Origin of the sequence: Bradyrhizobium cenepequi (assembly GCF_020329485.1) — a bacterium.
Taxonomy (GTDB): Bacteria; Pseudomonadota; Alphaproteobacteria; order Rhizobiales; family Xanthobacteraceae; genus Bradyrhizobium; species Bradyrhizobium cenepequi.
Window position 1 is genome coordinate 45,333 of sequence record NZ_JAGKJI010000002.1, and the last position, 16,755, is coordinate 62,087.

Sequence of the window (16,755 nt, forward strand, 5' to 3'; positions counted from 1 at the left end):
ATGGGCTGGCGAGCTTGCAGGCCCTGTTCACGTCGATAGATCGCTCCGCCGCATCCGCGCACTGCCGCTGAACAAGCACATCGATTTTGTTTAGACGCGCCTGCCGAGCGCATCGGACATCTCGGCATCGAGATTGCCTCGCATAGCTGGTTCGCGCTTAGGAGCGGACGTCGGCGCTTGAGCAAGCAGGCCGGCTCGGGGCCATCACCGGACGCTCGTTGGTCCACGAATGAACTTTGAGATTGGACCCGTAGACGGACGGCGGCGACCGGACCATATAAGTAAAGATCACCTTTTCAGGGAAAGTGTCCGACGAGCAAGGGAGCCCCTAAATGTACGCCAATATTCTCTTGAGCACGGATGGATCGGATGTCGCGAGAAAAGGCGTTAAGCATGGGATTGCGTTAGCAAATGCCTTGAACGCTAAAGTGACAGTCATCACCGTGACGGAACCGCTGACGGTAGACTATGGGAGCGGGCACGCGGGATGGATTCCCTCGCAGGAAATGTTTGATAGCTTTGATGCAGCCCGCAAGGAAGGTGCGGGCAGAGTTCTCGATGAAGTTCGAGCGATGGCGGAGCAGATCGGGATGTCTGCAGAGCTCTTGCATGTTCCGAATGCGCATCCAGCCACTGCGATTATCGAAACCGCAAAGTCCAGAGGCTGCGACTTGATCGTCATGGCCTCTCATGGGCGTCGCGGCCTCAGGAAGCTATTGTTGGGGAGCCAAACATCGGAGGTCCTAGCGGACGGAAGCGTACCGGTGTTGGTAGTGCGGTAACAGACGTAAATGGCAGTGCAGGATGTGGTGAAACCGGCTCTTGGGCTGGACTTCGCCAGAAAGCGGACCTGTCGAGCACTCGGTTGAGGCGTAGAGTCCAGCATGGCCTTTCAACTGTGGCCTGCTTCGCTATGGGCGCAAGGACAATAAAGGCGCGTGGGTGCGACACAACAACCAGGACGGGCAAATCAGCAAAAACGTGTCCAGTCCGCGTGAAAAAAATATTTCTGTTTTTCCGAAATGCAAATCAGTCTAATAGTCCGCGTGTCTCACCCGATTGAGGGGCGCTTCGCGATCGTCACGAACGTTGCGGTGGGATGCGGTGGACGGGAGTGTTGCGACTGACGAGCGTGGCACTCGCGGACGGCGAAGTCGTGTGGTTCTGGCGCCCCGACGCTGGCGCTAAGTTTTTTGCGCGAAGCAAGTTCGCGCGAGAGATGACGGTGGCAAGAAAGCCCGGTCACCGGGGAGATCACGAAGTAAGCCGTAAACCATCGCGCAGGGAAAGCCGGTGTTGCTCCGGTTGACCTGTGGTCCTACCCCCGTGCTTTTTGTTGCACGGGGCCCACGGGTGCAGCCGGCACCCGGCTTTCCCTGCGCCCTCTGATATCGAGGAGGGTGAAACGAGACGCAAAACTCGGACGCAACGCGCCGCGAGAACGCGAACCCACATCCGCTTTTTGACAATTGAATCAGCAGGCCCCGTTGAATCAGCAGGCCCCGTCATTGCGAGATGCGAAACCAGAGCGTGTCTTGCCGAGCGGCCTTGCCCGATTGCGTCACGCGAACTTCATCTCGGGCTAAGCGCGAGCGACGATGTGTTAGCGGGCTATTACGTTGACGCTGTCACCTGCATCCGCATCGCAACACGTTGCTTGGCGCGCCGCACAAATTCAATGACATCCAGCCTGATCCGCAAAATCATCATGACACTGCTGCTCGCGCTGTGATGTGATGATAGCTTGAGTATCGCGGCTGCTGCCAACTACGAATGGCGAGAGAAAAATGACTCGCTTCAACGGAGTCGTTGATTGCCTTCTTTTTGGCAGAGTTCCGGCGCTCATTTGCACCGGGTCTGAATTCAAGCTCGGTGTTACACCTCAATCGAAGATGGAACTCGAGATGCATCATCCAGACCAAAGACGTCGTACGCTTCTGAAGGTTCTTGCCACTGGCGCCTGCGCTGCGGCCACCGGGCCTGCTGCGGCACAAGAGGATCAACCTGGCAGCAGCGATCGGCCGAAGAAGGGCGATCTCCTCGTTCTCTCCGAAGGAGAGCGCGCTGGCCAGGTCATCAAGTCCGACGACCTCAAGCCCGGCGGCCCGCCGGTACGCGCCTGGCCGAAGGACCCTGCCAGCTCGGTGGTCCGCAACGGTTCGCGTTTGAATGAAGTGCTCGTCATCAGGCTAAATCCCGGTGAACTCGATGACGATACGCGCGCGCGCTCGGCGGACGGCGTCGTCGCTTATTCAGTGATCTGCGCGCATGCCGGATGTCCTATCACCGGCTGGGTGAAGGCGGTCGAAGGCGACCAGAACGTCCTCAAGTGCTTTTGCCACAATTCCGAATATGACCCGCGGCACGGCGCGGACGTCGTGTTCGGGCCGGCGACCCGTCGTCTGGCGGCGCTTCCGTTGGCTCTCACTGACGGCTCGCTCACCGTGTCTGCGGCGTTCGTAGGAAAGGTAGGTACCTGAGGCAAAGAACCAAATAACGCAGTCAAATTGGGTTAATGCAACCAAAGGTTGTGAATAAAGAACAAAGCAGGGAGGTAGCATCTAATGAGCGCGAAACAACGGTTTCTTACGAGTGCAGCGGCGTTGGCGTGCCTTGTCTCAACCGCCGCGGTCGCCGGTCCGATCGAGAAATACAGCCAGGTGACGTCGCAGCGTCTGGAAAATCCCGAGCCTGGCAACTGGATGCTGTATCGACGGACCTATGACGGGCAGGGCTATAGCCCGCTCGACCAGATCAACACCTCGAACGTCAAAAGCCTGACGCCGGTATGGACCTTCTCCACCGGTGTGATCGAAGGCCACGAGGCGCCGCCGATCGTCAATAATGGCGTGATGTTCGTTGCGACGCCGATGGGGCAGGTGATCGCGCTCGACGCCAAGACCGGTAACGAATATTGGCGCTACAAGCGACAGCTTCCCGAGGACCTGTTCCAGCTACATCCGACCAGCCGCGGCGTCGGCCTGTGGCAGGACAAGCTCTATCTCGCGACGACCGATGACCATGTGGTCGCGCTCGATGCCAAGACCGGCAAAGTGGTCTGGGATACGAAGGTGCAGGACTACAGGAAGGGCCAGTATATGACCCTGATGCCGCTGGTTGTCGATGGCAAGGTCATCGTCGGCGGGTCTGGCGGCGAGTTCGGTGTTCGTGGTTATGTCGTTGCATACGACGCCAACAGCGGCAAGGAGTTGTGGCGCACCTTCACCATTCCCGCGCCCGGCGAGCCCGGCAGCGAGACATGGAGCGGTGACGACTGGAAGACGGGCGGCGGATCGGCCTGGATGACCGGTAATTACGACAAGGACTCCAAGACGATCTATTGGGGCGTCGGCAACGCCGCACCATGGCCCGGCTCGGCGCATGCCGGCGACAATCTCTACACCAGTTCGGTGCTGGCGCTCGATCCCGACACCGGCAAGATCAAGACGCACTTCCAGTATCACCAGAACGATTCCTGGGACTGGGACGAGGTCGAGGCACCGATGCTGCTCAACGTGGAACGGGAAGGTCGTCCATTCAAGGCGCTCGTGCATCCTGGACGCGATGCGATCTTCTGGGTGCTTGAGGCCAAGCCTGACCGGATCAACTACGTCACCGGTTGGCCGTTCGTGTACACCAATGTCTGGAAGGGGATCGAGAAGGAGACCGGCAGGCCGATCGTCGATCCGGAGCACAAGCCGGTGCTCGGCAAGCGGGTCGAATTCTGTCCCTCGCTGTGGGGCGGCAAGGACTGGCCGTCGGCCGCTTATAGCCAGAAGACCAAGCTCGTCTACGTGCCCGCGAACGAGAATTTCTGCGGCGGCTTCACCGGCGAGAAAACACCGCTGGTTCCCGGCCAGCTCTGGCTCGGCACCAAGCCGGAGGATATCGGTCTGACGGTGCGCCCGGGCGCCACTCACATGGGCGAGTTGCAGGCCTGGGATCCGGCCACTGGCAAGAAGGTCTGGTCGCACAACTTCCCGAAATCGCAACTGTTCGGTTCGGTGTTGGCGACCGCGGGCGATCTAGTCTTTGCCGGAGGCACCAACGATCGCAACTTCCGCGCCTTCGATGCCAAGAGCGGCGAACTGTTGTGGGAGCAGAAGACCAATTCCGGCATCATGGGCATGCCGATGTCCTACGAGGTCGACGGCACGCAATATATCGCGATCCAGTCCGGCTGGGGCGTCGATGCGCAGCGCATCCAGGATGCCTTGGCCACCCAGAATGTCGGCGTGGAGAACAACGTGCCCCAGGGCGGCGTCGTCTGGGTGTTCGCAGTCAAGAAATAGCCGCACAGGACAGCCGGCAAGCAAAAAGAGCGGCGGACCGAAAGGTCCGCCGCTCTTCGTTAGGGATCACTCGATCGATGAACAGTTTGCGTTCCGCCTCACGCCTCCAGTTGCTTGCCGATCGGCATCGCACGGATGCGCTTTCCGGTCGCGGCGAAGATCGCGTTGATCAAGGCCGGCGCGAACGGCGGCACACCGGGTTCGCCGACACCGCTCGGCGGCGTATCGGGGCTGGCTGGCGGCACGATGTAGACGTTGGTTATGGCAGGGGATTCGTCCATCCGGATGACCGGGTAATCGTCGAAATTGCCTTGCTGGACCTTGCCGTCCTTGAAGGTGATCTCGCCGTATTTGGCGAGGCTCAGGCCCATGATCGCCGCGCCCTCGATCTGCGACTGGATACGCTCGGGGTTGACATAGGTGCCGCAGTCGATCGCGGTGTCCACCCTTGGCACCGTCAGCTTGCCCTTGTCGTCGACGGCCACCTCGACGATGGTCGCGATATAGCTGACGAAGCTGCGGTGCACCGCAATGCCGAGGCCGTGGCCTTTGGGCAGCTGCCGTCCCCAACCGCCCTTGTCGGCGACCAGTTCGACAACCTTTCGCAGCCGCGCTGTGTCGATCGGGTAGCTGTCATAGGGCTCGCCATAGTTCCAGGGATCCTTCACCGAGGAAAGATTGACGATCCGCGGCGAGCCGATCAGCTCCAGCAGCATGTCCTTCTGGTCGCGGTTGGTGGCATGGGCGATTTCGGCGACCATGGACTGCACCGCGAAGGCGCGCGGGATGTTCGACACCGAACGGAACCAGCCGATGCGAGTGTGCGCGGCCGCTTCCGGATTCTCGCACTGCAGGTTGGCGATCTCGAACGGGTTGTCGATCAGCCCCATGCCGAGTTCGAACGGAGCCTGGTGGACGGTCCCGGCGGCGAAAGTCGAGGCGATCGACGGAGCCACACTGCGATGCCGCCATGCGATCACCTTGCCGCTCTTGTCGAGGCCCGCCTCGATCCGCTCGACGGACACCGTGTGCAGGAAGTCGTGGCGCACGTCGTCTTCGCGCGTCCACTGCACCTTCACGGGCGCACCGAGCTCCTTCGAAAGCAGCGCGGCCTCCAGCGCGAAGTCGCATTTCGACTTGCGCCCGAACCCGCCGCCGAGCAGCGTGACGTTAACGGTCACGTTCTCCGCGGGGATGCCGAGTGTCTTGCCGACGTCCTCGCGCGTTCCGCCCGGGCTCTGCACGGGAGCCCAGACTTCGGCTTTGTCGCCCTTGACGTTGGCGACCGCGACCGGCGGTTCCATGCTGGCATGGGCGAAATGGGGCAGGTAGTACTCGCCGACGATCACCTTGTCGGCGCTCTTCAACGCCGCCTCGGCATCGCCCTCCTTGCGCACGACGAGGCCCGGCTTGCGCGCTGCCGCCTCGAGCTCGGCGCGATAGGCGACCGAGTCGTATTTGGCATTGGCGCCGTCGTCCCAGGTCACCTTCAGCGCGTTGCACCCTTTGATCGCTGCGCCGGTGTTGCGCGCGATCACCGCCACGCCGCCGAGCGGCTGGAATTTCGATGGCCACGGCCATCCTTTCACTTCCATCACCTTCTCGACGCCGGAGACCTTCATCGCTTCCGAGCCATCGAAGGAGACGAGCTTGCCGCCGGTCACCGGTGGACGGGCGATGACGGCATATTTCATGCCGGGCAGCCGCACGTCGCCGCCATAATGGGCCGCACCCGTCGTGATGTCGTGGAGGTCGACAATGCCGACTTCGCCCTTGCCGAGGTAGCGGAAGTCCTTCGGGTTCTTCAGCTTCAGAGCTTCGACGCTCGGCACCGACTCCTTGGCCGCATCGGCCGCGAGTTCACCGAAGCCAAGCTTGCGCCCACTCGCGCTGTGGACGACCTCATGATGGACAGCCTTCACCTCGCTTGCCGGCACGCCCCAGCGTTTCGCCGCGGCCTGCTCCAGCATGGTGCGCGCCGAGGCGCCGATCTGGCGCATCGGAATCAGATAGTGGCGCGTGCTGCGCGAGCCGTCGGTGTCCTGGTTGCCGAACTTGGCTTCGTCGCCATGTGCCTGCCGGATGCGGACGCGCGACCAGTCGGCCTCCAGCTCCTCGGCCACGATCAGCGGCAGGCTGGTGCGCACACCGGTTCCCATCTCGGAGCGGTGCGCCACGATCGTGACGATGCCATCGGGCGCAATCGAGACGAAGACGCGCGGGTCGACCACGACGCCGTGCGGCATCTTCCCCGCGCCGGTCTCGTAGGCGAAGCTCGGCCGCATCATCAGCGGTGCAGCGAGCACGAACCCGCCGGCCAGCCCCAGGCTCTTCAGGATGCTGCGCCGCGAAACGTTCTCGACCTTGATGTGCTTCTCGAAGCCGCGAAGCTTGTTGGGATTGGTGAGGATATTCATGTCACACCCCCGTCGATGCGAGATGGACGGCGTTCTCGATGCGCTGGTAGCAGCCGCAGCGGCAGATATTGCCCGACATGGTTTCGCGGATCTGGTCGTGCGACGGCTTGGGATTGTCCATGAGCAGCGCGGCGGCCTGCATGATCTGGCCGGCCTGGCAATAGCCGCATTGCGGAACGTTGACCTGGCGCCAGGCCTTCTGCACCGGGTGATCACCGGTCGGGTGCAGGCCTTCGATGGTGGTGACCTCGCGGCCGGCTGCGTCGGAAACCGAGGTGATGCAGGCGCGCACCGCCTGCTTGTCCATGATTATCGTGCAGGAGCCGCACAGCGCCTCGCCACAGCCGAATTTGGTGCCGGTAAGCCCGACTTCGTCACGGATGAACCAGAGTAGCGGAAGATCGGGATCGCCATCCCAATTCTGTTCCTGACCATTAATCTTCAACTTGACCATGATCGTCCCTCGCTCTTCTTAAGCTGTTGATGTTTGCAGGCCACGAGCGAGAACATATTTCTCCCTGCGCTCGCGACCGTCCTTAGGTCTCGTGCGGCGGGCCGGTCCTCTTGAGATGCTTGAAGGAGGAGCCCGTTGCGCGATCGGTCCGGTAGTCCGTGTCCGGCTGCTCCTTTGCTATGTTCAAATGAAATGCGCCGCCCGCGCGCATCAGGAAAATCGCAAGATACCAGAAACCGAGGCGACGCTGACTTCACAGCCAAGTATTTTGCATTTCCCGTTTGTCAAAAGCGGGGCCGACCGTCGGTGATCTGAGATCGTCAGGATATTTTTGCAATCACGACTGCAAGGATGCACCGCCGCCCAGCAAGGCGCAAATCGGGAAAAGGCAGAACTGACCTGCTCACGGGAATATGAAGCATGGGCGCGTGCCGCAAAATGCTGCGGTGCAAGCACGGACAGCGTCGCTGGCGGTGACGGGCACCGCCAGCAGAGGCACGGGCAAATCAGGCAGCCTTGTTAGGCGGCCTTGGATTTCGCCACGTGAGTCGCTATCGCATCCATCAGTGCCGGCGACAGGCAGTCATAGGGCTCGAGTCCCAATTCCTTTAGCCGGCCGCGGATCGCCGGCATCTCCTCCGGCTTGGCGCCGGACTCGATCACGGACGAGACGAACGCCGCAAATCCTGGCGCCGCCGAGCCGCTTTCCTGGAAGAGCTCGGGATGGATGAAGTCGAGGCCGTAGAACGGATGGGCCTTGTTCTCGATCCGCCCGTACATATGCGTGCCGCAATCCTTGCAGGCATAGCGCTGGATCACGGCCGAGGAATCGACGATCTGCAGCTTGTCGCCATTTTCCAGGACCGTCAGGTTCTGTCTCGGCACCACCGCGACGACCGAGAACATCGCCCCTTCCGGCTTCCAGCATTTGGTGCACCCGCAGGCGTGGTTATGGGCAACGTCGCCCTTGATCGCGACTTTCACCGGCCGGTCCGTGCACTTGCAGACCAGCGTGCCGCCGGCAAAGTTGCCGGAGCCTTTCTGGACGCCGTTGTCAATCGACGGGTGGATATGAACAGTCATGGGTCAATCCTCCTAGTGTTTGACATTGTTAAGGCCGGAGCGGGACGACCATTTCCGCTCCCTCCTTTTCTTTGAGCATGACCCTCGGGGCGCCCCCGAAGGCATGCTTTCGAAACAGCAGTCTCCCTTTCGCCAGCCGCGGCTCGGCGGAGCCTGGCTAGTAGACGACGACCGAGCGGATCGACTTGCCCTCGTGCATCAAGTCGAATCCCTTGTTGATCTCCTCGAGCTTGAGCACGTGGGTGATCATCGGATCGATCTGGATCTTTCCATTCATGTACCAGTCGACGACTTTCGGCGTGTCGGTGCGGCCGCGCGCGCCGCCGAAAGCCGTGCCCTTCCAGACCCGTCCGGTGACGAGTTGGAACGGCCGCGTGGCGATCTCCTTGCCGGCTTCCGCAACGCCGATGATCACGGAGACGCCCCAGCCGCGGTGGCAGGCTTCCAGCGCCTGGCGCATCACGTTGGTGTTGCCGGTGCAGTCGAAGGTGTAGTCGGCGCCGCCATCGGTGAGTCCGACCAGGTGCTGGACGATGTCGCCACCGACCTTGGTCGGGTTGACGAAATGCGTCATGCCGAAGCGGCGGCCCCAATCTTCCTTGGAGTCGTTGACGTCGACGCCGATGATCTTGTCGGCACCGACCATCCTGGCGCCCTGGATCACGTTGAGCCCGATACCGCCGAGGCCGAACACGACGACGTTGGAGCCTGGCGTGACCTTCGCGGTGTTGACCACGGCGCCGACGCCGGTGGTCACGCCGCAGCCGATGTAGCAGCTCTTATCGAACGGGGCGTCCTCACGGATCTTCGCCACCGCGATCTCCGGCAGCACCGTGTAGTTCGAGAAGGTCGAGCAGCCCATATAGTGGAAGATGGTCTTGCCCTTGTAGCTGAAGCGCGAGGTGCCGTCCGGCATCACGCCCTTGCCCTGGGTCGCGCGGATTTGGGTACAGAGATTGGTCTTCTGGCTCAGGCAGCTTTTGCACTGCCGGCACTCCGGCGTGTAGAGCGGGATCACGTGATCGCCCGGCTTCACCGAGGTCACGCCTGCACCGACCTCGCGGACGATGCCGGCGCCCTCATGGCCGAGGATGGAAGGGAAGATTCCCTCACTGTCGAGGCCATCAAGCGTGTAGGCGTCGGTATGACAGATGCCGGTCGCCTTGATCTCGACCAGGACTTCACCCGCCTTCGGGCCTTCCAGGTCGAGCTCGACGATCTCAAGCGGCTTCTTGGCTTCGAATGCGACGGCGGCGCGTGTCTTCATGTTGATCTCTCCGTAAAGCGTGTTGTCGCCCGCGCTCCGCAGTCTCAGTTTTTGCCCATGCAGGCGTTCTCCGCCTGCTTGTAGGCATCCGACTTCTCTTCGTGCTTCGCGGGGCGTACGCGCCCCACCGCGTCTTTCGCGCGGGCGCGCAGGTAGACATAGAGGTCGTCCATGTAGCAAGCGACGTTTGGATTGTCGCCGAACGCCGGCATGACATTTTCCTGTGCGGTATTGACGTTCTTGCGCCCGCTAGCGACGACGCCCAGAAAGTCGGCATAGCTCATGGTCTGCAGCGAACTCGCCAATCCTGGCGCGTAGGTCGAGCCCATGCCGTCCGGCCCATGGCACACATGGCATTCCGAATGATAGCGCCGGTATCCGGAGTAGGTGTACCAATCTACCGTCCCGTCGGCTGCGACCTTGAAGGTCGGGTTACCTTCCTTGTCCAAATATTTGCCGTTCTCTTCCTTCACGGCGGTCGGATCGACCGCATCGTCGGCAAGGGAGAATCCTCCAGATACGGCGACGATCATCGCCGCAACTACAAACCAGCTTTTACGCAAGGGCATGTCCTCAAGATCAGATACAGGCAAAACCGGCGCGTGGATGGTCCACGCGCCGGAACGACGTTCGGCTCACTGCGGGAGGGAGAACACGGTGAGCGTTCCGCCGAGCGCGGTATAGTTGCTCAGCGCCGCATAACCTCCGACCGCGCCGAGACCAGCTGTCGGATCGGTCAGACCAGCAGCAAGGCCGATGCCCGCCCAGCCGCCGACACCGGACAGCACGGCTACATACTGCTTGCCGCCCTGGTCATAGGTCGTGACGTTGCCTATGATGCCGGACGGAGTCTTGAACTTGTAGAGCTCCTTGCCGGTCTTGGCGTCGACCGCCTTGAGATAACCTTCGAGCGTGCCGTAGAACACCACGCCGCCAGCGGTCGCAAGCGCGCCTGACCAGACCGAGAACTGCTCCTTGTTCGACCAGACGATCTTTCCGGTCTTGTTGTCCCAGGCGATGAAGTTACCCATGTGGGTTTCGCCGGGAGGGGGATACATCGAAAGCGTCGCGCCGACATAGGGCTGGCCTGCGGTGTAGCTCACCTTGAACGGTTCATAGTCCATGCAGACGTGGTTGGTCGGCACGTAGAACAGCTGCGTCTCCGGCGAATAGGCCGCCGGCTGCTCGTCCTTGGTGCCGAGCGCGGCCGGGCAGATGCCCTTGACGTTGACATCCTCGCCCTGCTTGTCGGTCGAGTATTGGTCGACGACCTTCGGCCGGCCATAGGTCGGCGAGCTCTTGTTCATGTCGACGCCGGTAGTCCAGTTGACCTTCGGGTCATACTTCTCGGCGACGAGCAGTTCGCCGTTGTTGCGATCGAGCGTATAGGCGAGACCGTTACGATCGAAATGCGTCAGCAGCTTCCGTTCCTGGCCGTTGATCTGCTGGTCGCTCAGGATCATCTCGTTGACGCCGTCATAGTCCCATTCGTCGTGGGGCGTCATCTGATAGACCCACTTGGCCATGCCGTTATCCGGATTGCGGGCGAAGATCGTCATCGACCATCTGTTGTCGCCCGGACGCTGCTTCGGGTTCCAGGTCGAGGGATTGCCGGAGCCGTAATAGACGAGGTTCAGCGAGGGATCGTAGGACATCCAGCCCCAGGTGCAGCCGCCGCCGACTTTCCACTGGTCACCCTGCCAGGTCTTGAGGCTCGAATCCTTGCCAACCGGCTTGCCGAGATCGGTGGTCTTCTCGGGGTCGACTTTGATCTGATCATCAGGCCCTTCTGAGTAGGCGCGCCAGACCTGCTTGCCGCTCTTGAGGTCGTAGGCCGTAACGTGGCATTGCACGCCGAATTCACCGCCGGAGATGCCGACCAGCACCTTGTCCTTCACGACCAGCGGCGAGGATGTTCCGGTCTCTCCCTTGCCGGGATCCCCGTTCTTGGCGGTCCATTCCACCTTGCCAGTCTTGGCGTCGAGCGCCACCAGCGTGGTGTCGGCTTGGTGCAGGAAGATCTTGCCGTCGCCATAGGCCACGCCGCGGTTCACCGTGTCGCAGCACATCACCGGGATCACGTTAGGATCCTGCTTCGGTTCATACCTCCAGACGATCTTGTTGTCCTGCGACAGGTCAAGAGCATAGACCTTGTTCGGGAAAGGCGTGTGCACGTACATCATGTTGCCGATGATCAGCGGCCCGCCCTCGTGGCCACGCAGCACGCCAGTCGAAAAGGTCCAAGCGACCTGCAACTTTCCGACGTTCGAGGCGTTGATTTCATTCAGCTTCGAGTAGCGCGTGTTGGCATAGTCACCCGCCGGCATGACCCAGTCCTTCGGGTTCTGCGCCATCTTGCTGAGTTCTTCATTGGCACTGGCAACACCTCCACCCAACGCCGCGATGGCGCCGAGAGAGGTCGCGAATAGCACCTTGCGCATAGTGATTTCCTCCCAATGATGATCTTTATGCCTGCCGCCGAGACGGCCTGCTTTTCTTGGTTCCTCTTCCCTATCCCCTTCATGGACGCGCGACTTGCCCAAGAGGGAAGGGCGGCTTGCTCAGAAGTGAAACTCGAAGAACTTTTTTGCTTGCGGTGCAGCGCAGGGGAGCGCGGGTGTGGCGTCGGCCGCGGGGGGCGCGAGATTGATTTCCCTTGACGGCACTTGAAGTAAAGTCGAGGATTAATCCAAGGTTGTCAGGAGGAACGCTGCTCAGGGTCAAAAAGCCCGCGTTAAGATTGGGGTAACGGTGCTTCACGATAACCAAAACCTCTCGCGGCGAGCAGTCACGCTTTCATCTCGAATCGGTGGCTGGATATGCCCGATACCGTCCGTTCGCTCACTACCTCCGGTTTGACGCCGAAGAGGCAAGTCCAATGTTGGACAGATGCACTGACGGATCTATGCGGCCGGTTCGACGTCGACCCGATGGACGCGTCGTCGCTTGAGGCGCGCGTCAACTATACCACGGTCTCGCGGCTGAAACTCTGTCAGATCGAGGTGAGCCAGCATCGTATCGCGCATCTGAACGTGCGCTCGAAATTGAACGACCATCCCTACATCAAGATCCTGTTCCAGACCCACGGCATCTCCTACTTCGAGCAGGACGGCCGCCACTTCGAGCTCGTCCCCGGCGACTGCCTCGCCTATGACGTTTCCAGTCCGCACACCATCATCAGCCCGTCGCTAACGCGGCATGAGGTGGTGATCGTGCCGAAGGCGCTGCTGCAGGAGCGCGGCTTCCGTTCGACGCGGATGCCGGCCTGCAAGCTTTCGGCGCGCAGCGGCACCGGCCGCATCGCCTACGACTTCGTGCATGCAGCCTTTTCCGAGGCGACCCGATTGTCACCCTACAATGCGGTCGGCGTTGCCGATTCGCTCATTGATCTTCTTCTGTTACCGCTGCGTGAGGCCGAGACGACGTTCAATCACGGTGGCGCGGAAGCGACCTATATCCGGGCGCAGTCCTTCATCCGCGAACATTTGCGCGATCCGGACCTCTGCATCGACCAGATTTCGGTCGCACTTGGCTGCACCAAACGCTACCTGCACATGCTGTTCAGCGAGCGCGGGATGACCGTGAGCGACTACATTTGGCGCGCCCGGCTGCAGCATTGCCGCGAGGAGCTGGAAGCCCAGCCCGGCAAGACGATCACGGACGTCGCATTCTCCTGGGGCTTTTCCAGCTCCTCGCATTTCAGCCGCGTATTCCGGAAATATTTCGGCATCGTGCCATCAGCCGTTCACCGGCAGCAACAGGCCGGCGCCATCGCGGAATTTTCGGCAACCTCGGACTAGATCGGAAGCGCGCTGTGGGCGGCCGGCGTGCGCGGTAGGTACTATCTGTGCGAGCTTCTCTGCTGCCCTTGTCGTACAGGCTCTGCCAAGGGAGACGAGAGATGAAGTCGCGTGGTCTGGTTGTCCTGACATTGGTAGCTATAGCGTTTTCGGGGCCGGCGCTGGCCGCACCGAAGCGCGCCGACCCAATCAAGACGTTCGACACCGACAATGATGGCACGCTCGATCTGGCCGAGGTGAAAAAGGCGGCATCGGCGCTGTTCGCCAAACTGGACCCGGATCATGACGGCACGCTGGATGCACGAGAAGTGCGCGGCCGGTTGAATGCCAAGGAACTGGCGGCTGCCGATCCTGACCGCGACGGAACGTTGACGCTGGATGAATATCTCGCGGTGGTGGAGCAGCGCTTCAATGCGGCCAATCCGGACAAGGATGGGACCCTGGACGCCAAGGAACTGCGTTCGCCCGCCGGTCGGGCGCTGTTGCGATTAATGCGATAGGACAACCTGCTAAAGCGCGATGAGATGAGGATGAATCATCATCGCGCTTTAGGTTGTTGTTTGAGCATGATCTTTTCGGAAAACCGCTTCACGCTTTTCCGGATCATGCTCTAGCTGGCAGGCCCGTGGGAGCAGGCGCCGGGCCGTAGCTTGGCGCCGCGCTTATCGGGCGGCACATTGCAGTTGTCGATCCGCTGCTCATCCATCCATTTCTTGCCGAGCCGTTCCTTGCCGGTCAGTGTGGCCGGCATCTGCGTCTGCCCGGGCAGGGGCCGTTGTTCGGCATCGGCTGGCGACGCAACAACGATCATGATGAATGGAACGAGTGAGACGCGAAATGACGTTCTCATGCGGGACCTCGAAAAGCGCTTGCAACTGACGCGGCGTGAACGGCGGGAGTGAACAGCATCGGGAATCACACCGCCACCCGGAACCTGGGACGCGTGGCTCGGTTCTTCCGTGATCCCGGCGCGCGGGGGGCGCGCCGATCGAAGAAGGAGACGAGACATGCGCACAAGAAGCATCATCTTCGCGGGTTGCTCCATCCTGGTATTGAGCGCCGGCACCGCGCTGGCAGGCCCCTGCGACAAAGGCCAAAGCGCCAACCTGAAGGATGCGGGTTCTGGCCCCGCGTCGACCAGCAGCCAGACCACAACGGGCATGGCGAGCGACAAGGAGCATCCGCCGACCAGCACCATGAACCGAACCAGCGATGATGTCGCCACGTCATCGCAGGACACGCAGCGGCAGATGCAGGGCGAGCCCACGGCGGCGCAGCAAGCCGAAGGCAAGAAGTCCGAAGGCCAAATGGCAAACAAGGACAACGATTGCTGAACGCATTGCTCCGAGCAGCGTCGCGCCTCACGCTGCATCGTGCGATCGGTCGCGGATGCATTCATGCTAGCGTGCCGCCAACCTGACGGGCTTTGCTCAAGAGGGAACTGGTTTGTCCAGGAGGGAACTATCGGCGCTCAACTACGGCGCAGATGCGTTCGCAAGTCGACCTTGTCCACTTGCGCCACGCGCGCGCTGGCCATAGGTTCGACCCCGGCGTGAACCTCGCGCCAAGCCATTTGGGAGGATCGAATGAGCTGGAAGACTCCGAAGATCGTCGAAGTGCAGGTCGGCATGGAAATCAACATGTACGCCTGCGCATCGCGCAAGTAAGCGTCGAGCGCCTGCCCGGCTCGCGCAGCGACATCTGCGCAAGTCGCGGCAGGCGTATTCATTGGGCTCCCTGGGGAACGCTCAAACTTCCTTTGTATCGAAAATGTAGAGGTCGGCGCCGCCATCGGCAAAGTTGGCGAGGTCGGCGCCTGCCGCCTTCCCTTCCGCAGATCCCATGCCTGCCTTCAGCGCGTCGAGCGAGTCGAAATACAGCGTCGCGGCAAGGTGAATGTTGCTCTCGCCTGCTGGCGTCCTGGGCGGACTCGTGCTGATGTCGTATTTCTTCAGCCCAGGGATTTTCTTGGCCAGCGGAATGTGCACCGATGCATAGTATTTGTCGAATGCCGCGGCATCTTTCGGCGTCTTGTAAAGTACCAGAACTCGTGCCATTCGGTTTATTCTCCCTGAAGCGATTGTTCTTCCGCGCGCCCTCCCGGGCTGTTGCATTGCAGCCGAAATGATCCCCGCAATCAAGCGTCCAATCGCAGCCGCTCGATTGGACGTTGTGGTAGGGGTCTTCTTGTCAGCGGTGCTGACGCTTTCGATTCGCTTTCGGGAATAGGAATGTCTTTTCGCGCAACGATGCTCCGGGCGGCTGCCGCGTGTTTTCTCACACTGCCTGTCGCGGTTGCGCGCGCCGAGGATATCGACACGGAGCATCTGTTCGGCTTCATGATCGGCACCGACATCGGGCATGTCGGTGAGCGTGAATTCCAGACCGAGACCACAGGACGATTCTCTAGAAATGGAGGTCGCTATCATTCGGTGACGCAGGAATTCGAACTGGAATTCGTGCCGGCCCGCGACATTCGTGTTGAACTGGGCGGCGCCTTCGTGGCGCATCAGATATCCGGCGTCACCGGTCTCGACGATCGGCGCCAACTGGCCTGGCAGGGTCTCTCACTGGATGTCCGCTACCGCTTCCTCAACCGCGAGACCGCGCCGTTCGGTATGACCTTTGCGGTGGAAGGCCATACTGATCGTGTCGACGAGACCACGGCTGGCCGCATCCGCAATTTCGGGACCGAATTCACGTTGGCTTTCGAACGCGAATGGGTGCCGAATTTCCTCATCGCGGCGCTCAATTTCACCTATGAGCCCGAATGGACGCGTTTTCTTGGCTCGCGCGTCGCGGAGCAGGAGGCGACGGTGGGCGCGGCCGTTGGCGTGATGGCGCAGATCAGGCCCGGCGTTTTCCTTGGTGGCGAGGCGCGCTATCTCCGCCACTATGAGGGGGTCGGACTGAACGAGTTCGAGGGACACGCCTTGTTCATCGGTCCAGTCGCCTATCTCCAGTTATCCGAGAGTTCGCGGCTAACCGCGACCTGGAGCGTTCAGGCCTGGGGACGTCCGGCCGGATCGGCCGCGGCGCTTGACTTGGTCAATTTCGAGCGTCATCAGGCGCGGCTTGTATTTGGCATGAATTTCTAGGAACCTCCGGCGGTGGTTCCGGCTTTCACGGTGAGGCGAAACCTGGCCTCGCCGTCTACGTAGCTCGTTGTGCTGTTGCGTCACCGAAGCACCAGGGATTTGAGGCATGAATCCGATCGACCTCATCGTGACCGTCTGTGCCGTGCTGTCGCCCGCTACCTGCGAGGAGACCCATCTCGTGTTCTCCTTCAACGGTTCGCTGCAGCAATGTGCGATGGCGGCGCCGCCCTATATTGCGCAATGGGTCGGCGAGCATCCGAAATGGACCGCTGTCAAATGGCGTTGCGAATATCCGCACAGTCATGATCGAGCTGAAAAGGGCGCGGCCTCTCCCTCCGGTTGAG

The 16,755-nt window shown here is 61.2% G+C and carries 17 protein-coding genes; 9 read left to right on the forward strand and 8 right to left on the reverse strand.

The window, feature by feature from the left end:
* The first annotated feature begins 332 nt into the window (after positions 1-332).
* From J6497_RS03540 to J6497_RS03550, 3 genes are all read left to right on the forward strand, one after another.
* Complete coding sequence (locus J6497_RS03540) at positions 333-782, forward strand: universal stress protein (protein ID WP_225702843.1); 450 nt, start codon at positions 333-335, stop codon at positions 780-782.
* Between the two features lie 1,122 nt (positions 783-1,904).
* Positions 1,905-2,480 carry a QcrA and Rieske domain-containing protein gene (locus J6497_RS03545; RefSeq protein WP_225702844.1) on the forward strand — a complete coding sequence of 192 codons (576 nt, stop codon included), beginning with the start codon at positions 1,905-1,907 and terminating at the stop codon, positions 2,478-2,480.
* 84 nt (positions 2,481-2,564) lie between these two features.
* Entirely contained in the window at positions 2,565-4,292 is a 1,728-nt protein-coding gene (locus tag J6497_RS03550; protein ID WP_225702845.1) for a methanol/ethanol family PQQ-dependent dehydrogenase, read from the forward strand.
* A 98-nt stretch (positions 4,293-4,390) separates the two neighbouring features.
* Here the strand turns inward: J6497_RS03550 and J6497_RS03555 are convergent, their stop codons facing one another.
* The 6 genes from J6497_RS03555 to xoxF5 all read right to left on the reverse strand — a co-directional run bounded on the left by J6497_RS03555 (position 4,391) and on the right by xoxF5 (position 11,954).
* On the reverse strand, positions 4,391-6,709 hold the full coding sequence (locus tag J6497_RS03555; RefSeq protein WP_225702846.1) for a xanthine dehydrogenase family protein molybdopterin-binding subunit: 2,319 nt from the start codon (positions 6,707-6,709) through the stop codon (positions 4,391-4,393).
* A gap of 1 nt (position 6,710) precedes the next feature.
* Positions 6,711-7,163 (reverse strand): (2Fe-2S)-binding protein, encoded by a 453-nt coding sequence (locus J6497_RS03560; protein ID WP_225702847.1) that lies wholly within the window; start codon positions 7,161-7,163, stop codon positions 6,711-6,713.
* Positions 7,164-7,682: 519 nt separating this feature from the next.
* Positions 7,683-8,246, reverse strand: coding sequence for an S-(hydroxymethyl)glutathione synthase (gfa, locus tag J6497_RS03565; protein WP_225702848.1), 564 nt, complete (start codon positions 8,244-8,246; stop codon positions 7,683-7,685).
* A 157-nt stretch (positions 8,247-8,403) separates the two neighbouring features.
* Positions 8,404-9,513, reverse strand: a complete 1,110-nt coding sequence (locus J6497_RS03570) for an S-(hydroxymethyl)glutathione dehydrogenase/class III alcohol dehydrogenase (RefSeq protein ID WP_225702849.1) — start codon at positions 9,511-9,513, stop codon at positions 8,404-8,406.
* A gap of 44 nt (positions 9,514-9,557) precedes the next feature.
* Positions 9,558-10,046 carry a c-type cytochrome, methanol metabolism-related gene (locus tag J6497_RS03575; RefSeq protein WP_225703211.1) on the reverse strand — a complete coding sequence of 163 codons (489 nt, stop codon included), beginning with the start codon at positions 10,044-10,046 and terminating at the stop codon, positions 9,558-9,560.
* A 102-nt stretch (positions 10,047-10,148) separates the two neighbouring features.
* Positions 10,149-11,954, reverse strand: a complete 1,806-nt coding sequence (xoxF5, locus tag J6497_RS03580) for a lanthanide-dependent methanol dehydrogenase XoxF5 (protein ID WP_225702850.1) — start codon at positions 11,952-11,954, stop codon at positions 10,149-10,151.
* A 378-nt stretch (positions 11,955-12,332) separates the two neighbouring features.
* On the opposite strand from xoxF5, the gene J6497_RS03585 reads away from it, so the two are divergent.
* Positions 12,333-13,313, forward strand: a complete 981-nt coding sequence (locus J6497_RS03585; RefSeq protein ID WP_225702851.1) for a helix-turn-helix domain-containing protein — start codon at positions 12,333-12,335, stop codon at positions 13,311-13,313.
* A 101-nt stretch (positions 13,314-13,414) separates the two neighbouring features.
* Positions 13,415-13,813, forward strand: a complete 399-nt coding sequence (gene lanM / locus J6497_RS03590) for a lanmodulin LanM (RefSeq protein WP_225702852.1) — start codon at positions 13,415-13,417, stop codon at positions 13,811-13,813.
* Positions 13,814-13,923: 110 nt separating this feature from the next.
* Here lanM and J6497_RS03595 read toward each other — a convergent pair whose 3' ends face one another.
* On the reverse strand, positions 13,924-14,163 hold the full coding sequence (locus tag J6497_RS03595) for a hypothetical protein (RefSeq protein WP_225702853.1): 240 nt from the start codon (positions 14,161-14,163) through the stop codon (positions 13,924-13,926).
* 157 nt (positions 14,164-14,320) lie between these two features.
* On the opposite strand from J6497_RS03595, the gene J6497_RS03600 reads away from it, so the two are divergent.
* Together J6497_RS03600 and pqqA are read left to right on the forward strand one after the other, a co-directional pair.
* Complete coding sequence (locus J6497_RS03600; protein WP_225702854.1) at positions 14,321-14,647, forward strand: hypothetical protein; 327 nt, start codon at positions 14,321-14,323, stop codon at positions 14,645-14,647.
* Between the two features lie 252 nt (positions 14,648-14,899).
* Complete coding sequence (gene pqqA, locus J6497_RS03605; RefSeq protein ID WP_035689484.1) at positions 14,900-14,980, forward strand: pyrroloquinoline quinone precursor peptide PqqA; 81 nt, start codon at positions 14,900-14,902, stop codon at positions 14,978-14,980.
* Positions 14,981-15,061: 81 nt separating this feature from the next.
* Here the strand turns inward: pqqA and J6497_RS03610 are convergent, their stop codons facing one another.
* Positions 15,062-15,370, reverse strand: a complete 309-nt coding sequence (locus J6497_RS03610) for an EthD family reductase (RefSeq protein WP_225702855.1) — start codon at positions 15,368-15,370, stop codon at positions 15,062-15,064.
* 174 nt (positions 15,371-15,544) lie between these two features.
* Between J6497_RS03610 and J6497_RS03615 the strand changes: the two genes are divergently transcribed.
* Positions 15,545-16,411 carry a DUF6662 family protein gene (locus tag J6497_RS03615; protein ID WP_225702856.1) on the forward strand — a complete coding sequence of 289 codons (867 nt, stop codon included), beginning with the start codon at positions 15,545-15,547 and terminating at the stop codon, positions 16,409-16,411.
* Between the two features lie 106 nt (positions 16,412-16,517).
* Positions 16,518-16,754, forward strand: coding sequence for a hypothetical protein (locus J6497_RS03620; protein ID WP_225702857.1), 237 nt, complete (start codon positions 16,518-16,520; stop codon positions 16,752-16,754).
* Position 16,755 lies beyond the last annotated feature (1 nt).

Coding starts and splice junctions, on each gene's coding strand:
- J6497_RS03540 (WP_225702843.1), top strand. CDS start 333: ATGTACGCCAATATTCTCTTGAGCACGGATGGATCGGATGTCGCGAGA.
- J6497_RS03545 (WP_225702844.1), top strand. CDS start 1,905: ATGCATCATCCAGACCAAAGACGTCGTACGCTTCTGAAGGTTCTTGCC.
- J6497_RS03550 (WP_225702845.1), top strand. CDS start 2,565: ATGAGCGCGAAACAACGGTTTCTTACGAGTGCAGCGGCGTTGGCGTGC.
- J6497_RS03555 (WP_225702846.1), bottom strand. CDS start 6,709: ATGAATATCCTCACCAATCCCAACAAGCTTCGCGGCTTCGAGAAGCAC.
- J6497_RS03560 (WP_225702847.1), bottom strand. CDS start 7,163: ATGGTCAAGTTGAAGATTAATGGTCAGGAACAGAATTGGGATGGCGAT.
- gfa (WP_225702848.1), bottom strand. CDS start 8,246: ATGACTGTTCATATCCACCCGTCGATTGACAACGGCGTCCAGAAAGGC.
- J6497_RS03570 (WP_225702849.1), bottom strand. CDS start 9,513: ATGAAGACACGCGCCGCCGTCGCATTCGAAGCCAAGAAGCCGCTTGAG.
- J6497_RS03575 (WP_225703211.1), bottom strand. CDS start 10,046: ATGATCGTCGCCGTATCTGGAGGATTCTCCCTTGCCGACGATGCGGTC.
- xoxF5 (WP_225702850.1), bottom strand. CDS start 11,954: ATGCGCAAGGTGCTATTCGCGACCTCTCTCGGCGCCATCGCGGCGTTG.
- J6497_RS03585 (WP_225702851.1), top strand. CDS start 12,333: ATGCCCGATACCGTCCGTTCGCTCACTACCTCCGGTTTGACGCCGAAG.
- lanM (WP_225702852.1), top strand. CDS start 13,415: ATGAAGTCGCGTGGTCTGGTTGTCCTGACATTGGTAGCTATAGCGTTT.
- J6497_RS03595 (WP_225702853.1), bottom strand. CDS start 14,163: ATGAGAACGTCATTTCGCGTCTCACTCGTTCCATTCATCATGATCGTT.
- J6497_RS03600 (WP_225702854.1), top strand. CDS start 14,321: ATGCGCACAAGAAGCATCATCTTCGCGGGTTGCTCCATCCTGGTATTG.
- pqqA (WP_035689484.1), top strand. CDS start 14,900: ATGAGCTGGAAGACTCCGAAGATCGTCGAAGTGCAGGTCGGCATGGAA.
- J6497_RS03610 (WP_225702855.1), bottom strand. CDS start 15,370: ATGGCACGAGTTCTGGTACTTTACAAGACGCCGAAAGATGCCGCGGCA.
- J6497_RS03615 (WP_225702856.1), top strand. CDS start 15,545: ATGTCTTTTCGCGCAACGATGCTCCGGGCGGCTGCCGCGTGTTTTCTC.
- J6497_RS03620 (WP_225702857.1), top strand. CDS start 16,518: ATGAATCCGATCGACCTCATCGTGACCGTCTGTGCCGTGCTGTCGCCC.